Origin of the sequence: Nitrosomonas sp. Nm33, from assembly GCF_900107265.1 — a bacterium.
GTDB lineage: Bacteria > Pseudomonadota > Gammaproteobacteria > Burkholderiales > Nitrosomonadaceae > Nitrosomonas.
In genome coordinates this window covers 1-4,953 of sequence record NZ_FNPJ01000114.1, presented here as the reverse complement: position 1 = coordinate 4,953, position 4,953 = coordinate 1, and the positions used below count along the sequence as shown (strand labels likewise).

The following is a 4,953-nucleotide window of genomic DNA, read 5'->3' as shown; positions in this document are numbered from 1 at the left end:
GCTTCTTCCATTTCGCCACGGTCTTCTCGTTAATTCCGTGGCGTTTTGCCAATGCTTTCAGGCTCTCTTGACTATGTTGTATCGCTCGACGCACCGCCTCTGTCGTACGGGCGCTTCCATGCAGTACCTGTCCCATAATATGTCCCTCGATAATTGACTATATATTACTCCAGCACACCGTGGGACTAAACATCTTAAAATGGGATCGACAACCCGCCACGCCCATTCCACCTCGTCAAAGCGGATAAATAGTGAACGGTCACCCTCGATCACATCGAGTAATAGCGTTTCATAAGCATCGAGCGCCTGCTCGTCAGTTTTAAGGAAACTCGCGTTCAGCTGCATCACGCGCGTATCCATGTCGAGGCCTGGCTGCTTGACGTGAATTTCCAAGCGCATTGATTTCTCGGGTTGGATCGACAGCAACACCCAGTTCGGCGCGATGGATTCCAGCGGCGTCTCGCGGAAAAGCTGTTGCGGCGGGTGCCTGAAGCGAATAGCGATCAGCGAAGTTTGCTTCGCCAGTCTTTTGCCTGTGCGCAAATAGAACGGCACACCACGCCAGCGCCAGTTGTCGATGTAAAACTTTACGGCAACAAAAGTCTCGGTGAGGGAGTTGGCCTCGACATTCTCCTCCTGCTGGTAACCCACCACTGCCTGTCCGTCGATGTTGCCAGGCGCATATTGCGCGCGCACTGCGTGTGCATGGATCGCGCGCTTGGCAATCGGCCGGATCGAGCGCAATACCTTGACCTTCTCGTCGCGCAGTGCATCCGCCTCGAGCGCGGCCGGGGGCTCCATCGCCACCACAGTCATCAGTTGCATGAGATGGTTCTGCAGCATGTCGCGCAGGGCACCGGCACGATCATAGTAGTCGGCGCGCTTTTCGATGCCAATCGACTCAGCCACCGTGATCTGCACATGATCGATGAAATTACGATTCCACAGCGGTTCGATCAGTGTGTTGGCAAAGCGAAACACGAGCAGGTTTTGCACTGTTTCCTTGCCGAGAAAATGATCGATGCGATAGACCTGCTCCTCATCGAAATACTGGTGCAATAGACGATTCAGCACTTGCGCAGATTCAAGATCTTCGCCGAAGGGTTTCTCGATCACTACCCGGCTCATGCCGCGCGGCTGGTTGAGCTTAACCGCTTCGAGGTTCTGGATCACTGCAGTGAAATCAGCGGGTTTGATTGCAAGATAAAACACTGTGCGCGAACACGCCGATTCAGTCGGCAGATTGGCTGCCAGGGCTCGGTAGGATTCTACGTCGTTAAGGTCGCCCTGCTGGTAGCGGAAGCGAGCGAGGAAGTGCTCGAATACCGGTCCTTCGAGCTTATCCTTGGCTTCGTCGGCAAGCATAGTACGCAGGTGTTCGCGCCAGCTGTCAAGAGTCCAGTCGCGACGTGAGAAAGCAACGATAGTGAGGTTTTCCGCCAGCCGTGTGGCCACCTCCAGATGAAACAGCGCTGGCAAAAGCTTGCTTGAGGCAAGATCGCCGGTTGCACCAAAAATCACGAATGAACATGGCAAATTCTCCGATTGACGCTCCTTCGGGTCATTCATCTCAATTCTCCTTGACCGCATGACCGCCGAAACCCTGCCGCATTTTAGCGAGTAGCCTGGCAGCATAGTCATTCTTGCCCTGTGTTGCGAAACGCATCGCCAGCGCGAGCGTCATGACCGGCGCCGGAATACCCTGTTCGATTGCAGCCAGCGCCGTCCAGCGACCTTCGCCTGAGTCGGCCACGAATGGTTCGATACCATCAAATATTTGATCCTCCGCCAGGAATTCGGCGGACAAATCAAGTAGCCACGAGCGCACTACGCTGCCGTGCCGCCATAGCTCGGAAATTGCAGCAAGATCAAGCGCAAAATCGGATTTATCCTTCATCAACGCGAAGCCCTCGGCAAAAGCCTGCATCATGCCATACTCGATGCCATTATGAATCATCTTCACATAATGACCAGAACCGACTGGACCGGTGTGCAGCCAGCCGGTCGTCGGTGTCGGTGAGAGTGCCTGCATGTACGGCTGCAGGCGTCCAGCAACAGCATCCGATCCACCAAACATGATGCAATAACCGTTTTCCAATCCCCATACTCCGCCCGAAACCCCCGCATCGACGTACTCTATGCCGAATTGTGCACAGTGCACTGCACGAGGCCTATCATCCTTGTAGTGCCCATTTGAGCCATCCACAATCAAATCGCCAGACGACAGCAATGGCAGCAATGCAGACAATGCCGCTTCCGTTACCTCACCAGCCGGCAGCATCAGCCAGACGATACGTGGCGCCTCGAGTGCGGTAACCAGGCTCGTATAATCAACACAGGCCAGGTGTCCGGTTTCCTTGACCAGCGCCTCGGTCACGTCGAAAGAGCGGTTCATCACCGCGATTTTCATGCCTTGCCGGGCAAAACGGCGCGCCATATTACCGCCCATCCGCCCTAAACCCACGATGCCGAATTCCATGCTTTTCTCCTGTGATATAGTTCGATCAGGCCGCAGGCTTATCGGGTTACGTGGTTACCTATATACCTAAAGCCTGAGGATCTCTCACTGCTGCAAGATAATGAATCAATTTTATATCCAAGCACTATAGAAGCATACAGTGTCTGTTCTTTAACTTAATCTGCTTCACGTTCCAAATTACAACAATGCGGCGCCGTTTGTTCTTGTTCTATCTTGCTGAGAACAGTGCCGGTCACCGGATTAGGGCGAAAGGTCGTGCAGCCTTTCAGACCAAGGCTATAGGCTTGTTGATAGAGATTACGAAACGCTACGAAATCATAATCTGTCGGCACATTGATCGTTTTGGAAATAGCCTGGTCAACATATGACTGAATGGCTGCCTGCATTTGCAGGTGATCAGTTGGCGAAAGCTGGTAGGCATTGATAAACGCCGGAGGTAAAGATTTACTTTCTTCCTCTTTGCGCCAAGAAGCAACTGCATAATCGACCACTTGATATTCCGAGTAACCTCCATCCAACCCCAATACACGCCGCGTGTATTCACTATCAAAAACTGGCTCCAGACCGCTTGAAACATTATTCGCAAGAAGACTGATTGTGCCAGTTGGTGCGATAGCTGTCAGGTGGCTATTGCGAATGCCATATTGCGCAATGCCCTGGCGGATAGCTTCGGGTAAGGAACGCACAAAAGTACCGGCAAGATATTTTTCCTGATCGAAGGATGGAAACGATTCTTTCTCCCGAGCAATATCAACAGAAGCTTGGTAGGCAGCATGACAAATAGTCTTCATGACTGATTGTGCAATCTGTAAGGACGCTTTGCTGCCATAAGGGATATTCAGCATCATCAGTACGTCGGCCAGACCAGTGATCCCTAGCCCGATACGTCGCGAAGAATACGCCTGCACAGCCTGGCTGGGTAACGGAAAATTCGAGACATCTATGACATTATCCAGCAAGCGCACTGCAGTCCTTGCAGTTGCGCTAATACCTTCCATATCAAGATGCGCTTGCTCTGAAAAGGGCTTATGAACGAATTGCGTAAGATTAATAGAACCGAGATTGCAAGCACCATAGGGAGGCAACGGAACTTCGCCGCAAGGATTGGTCGAATGAATCCTCTCGCAATAATAAAGATTATTGTGCTGATTGATACGATCGATAAACAATACCCCTGGCTCAGCATAATCAAATGTAGCACGCATGATCTTTTCCCATAGCTCACGTGCACGAATACGCTTGTATACCTTGCACGGAACAGGTTGCTCGTAACCTGGCCAATCTCGCATCAGCACTTCACCACCCATTACATGCCCACTGACCGGAAAGACCAGCAGCCAATCTTCATCCTTACTTATCGCGGTCATAAAATCATCACTGACCAATACTGAAACATTGAAGCGCCGTAACTGAGTTCGATCCTGTTTTGCGGCTATGAATTCCTCGATATCGGGATGATCGCAGCGTAACGTTCCCATCATGGCACCGCGCCGAGCTCCGGTCGAAAGAATGGTAGCGCACATACTGTCCCAGATATGCATGAAAGAAATGGGGCCAGATGCAACTGAACCAACGCTATACGCCTGCGTGCCACGCGGGCGCAGTGTGGAAAAATCATAACCGACGCCTCCACCTTGCTGCATCGTCAGCGCGCCTTCCTTAAGAGCATCGAAGATTCCATCCATCGCATCGGGGATGGTACCCATCACAAAACAATTAAAAAGCGTAACCTTGTGTACAGTCCCTACGCCGGCCTGGATACGGCCTCCTGGTAAGAATTTAAAATTTTGTAGAATGTCGTAAAACCGCGCTTGCCAATGTTCTCGATTACTTTCTTCCTCAGCCAGAGTAGAGGCAATGCGCCTCCAGCTATCACTAATCGTGGCATCATAAACTACACTATCTTTACGATAGCGGTATTTAGCTTCCCAGACATGCTGGGCAATTGGCGTGGTGAAATAGAGATCGTTCATGATTTTGAGATTAACATCGACTTGATTTATCAGAAAAGTAAAGAGATGAGCAGTACGATCAAAATCAATGTGTTGAGCATAAAATCATTCAATTAGCATCGATACAAGCACTCCCACGCATAAGAATGTCACTATCGAACCATAGAACCTCAACCATATAAATTTGACAACGCTGCTGAGATTTTGTTGAATCAATATCGCTCTAGCCCATAATACAGCATAACCAGATAATTTTGATTATAATGCAAGGATGGCATATTCATTGGATTTTCGCCGTAAAGTCTTATCTGTTCGAGAGAAAGAAGGACTTACGATAGCCGAGGTGGCAGCGCGGTTTGATGTAGGTATAGCAAGCGTTGTTCGCTGGATCAAGCATGTTGATCGCAAACCTCAAGGGTTTCGCAAACGCAAGATTGATCTTGATGTATTGCGGCAGGATATTCTCGATTATCCCGATGCCTGTCAGTACGAGCGATCAAAACGTTTGGGCGTGGCGCAGAA

4 protein-coding genes and 1 pseudogene are annotated in these 4,953 nt (G+C 50.5%); 1 reads left to right on the top strand and 4 read right to left on the bottom strand.

Annotated elements, in window-relative coordinates; genetic code table 11:
- From BLV54_RS17045 to BLV54_RS14380, 4 genes and pseudogenes are all read right to left on the bottom strand, one after another.
- On the bottom strand, nt 1-136 hold a 136-nt coding region (locus tag BLV54_RS17045; protein ID WP_339389399.1), incomplete at its 3' end, for a helix-turn-helix domain-containing protein.
- A 62-nt stretch (nt 137-198) separates the two neighbouring features.
- Nucleotides 199-1,569, bottom strand: a pseudogene (gene zwf / locus BLV54_RS14390) (glucose-6-phosphate dehydrogenase); the annotation flags it as partial.
- A 1-nt stretch (nt 1,570) separates the two neighbouring features.
- A complete protein-coding gene (gene gnd / locus BLV54_RS14385) occupies nt 1,571-2,497 on the bottom strand; it encodes a phosphogluconate dehydrogenase (NAD(+)-dependent, decarboxylating) (RefSeq protein ID WP_256329536.1) in 927 nt (308 codons plus the stop codon).
- A gap of 137 nt (nt 2,498-2,634) precedes the next feature.
- Entirely contained in the window at nt 2,635-4,452 is a 1,818-nt protein-coding gene (locus BLV54_RS14380; protein WP_090572295.1) for an adenosylcobalamin-dependent ribonucleoside-diphosphate reductase, read from the bottom strand.
- Between the two features lie 250 nt (nt 4,453-4,702).
- Between BLV54_RS14380 and BLV54_RS14375 the strand changes: the two genes are divergently transcribed.
- On the top strand, nt 4,703-4,953 hold a 251-nt coding region (locus BLV54_RS14375), incomplete at its 3' end, for an IS630 transposase-related protein (protein ID WP_143032538.1).

Bases quoted from the DNA above. Each gene is read 5' to 3' on its own strand.
- BLV54_RS14380 (WP_090572295.1), bottom strand. From the start codon at position 4,452: ATGAACGATCTCTATTTCACCACGCCAATTGCCCAGCATGTCTGGGAA.